This is a genomic window from Oceanospirillum linum, assembly GCF_001995095.2.
Classification (GTDB): Bacteria; Pseudomonadota; Gammaproteobacteria; order Pseudomonadales; family Halomonadaceae; genus Oceanospirillum; species Oceanospirillum linum.
In genome coordinates, this window is the sequence record NZ_MTSD02000056.1 from 1 (window position 1) to 509 (window position 509).

Here is a 509-nt window from a genome sequence, read left to right on the forward strand (position 1 = left end):
ATAAATTTGTCCATCTTTCATCAAATCCTGCTGAGTTAATTCATTAACCACTTCCAACCGGTATTGATTATTCGCGACAATGTAGTCTCCGCTACCAGGTGTTCCAGTAGCTGTGTTTGTTTCTGTTAAATCAATGGTCTGGCAAATATACCCGGATGTGTTAGCTTGCACTGTCAGAGTTTCTTGATTAGTAACTGTTAATAATCGCCCACAAACAATGCTTGCTCCGGGATTAAGGTATACGTTTAAACCTGTAGCTGTCGCAGACAAATCACTACCGACCCCCGTGATTACACAATTTTGCCTGTTAGCTAAAGCATGATAAAGCATCGCGTCCGCTTCTGGCGTGACTTTCATCTTGTCAAATTGATATCCAGTAATTGTCATTTCATCACTCCTATTCCAAAACTTCGGATAATCGGCTTCTGATGTGTCCAAATTTCAATCCGATAAAATCGCTGTTGCTTGTTATTTGATATCCTGTCAAAACTGATTGAAACAGCTTCTCG

The 509-nt window shown here is 40.3% G+C and carries 1 protein-coding gene; it reads right to left on the minus strand.

The window, feature by feature from the left end:
- Positions 1–387, minus strand: a 387-nt coding sequence (locus tag BTA35_RS16595; RefSeq protein WP_238377629.1) for a hypothetical protein, incomplete at its 3' end; no start/stop codon positions are given.
- Positions 388–509 lie beyond the last annotated feature (122 nt).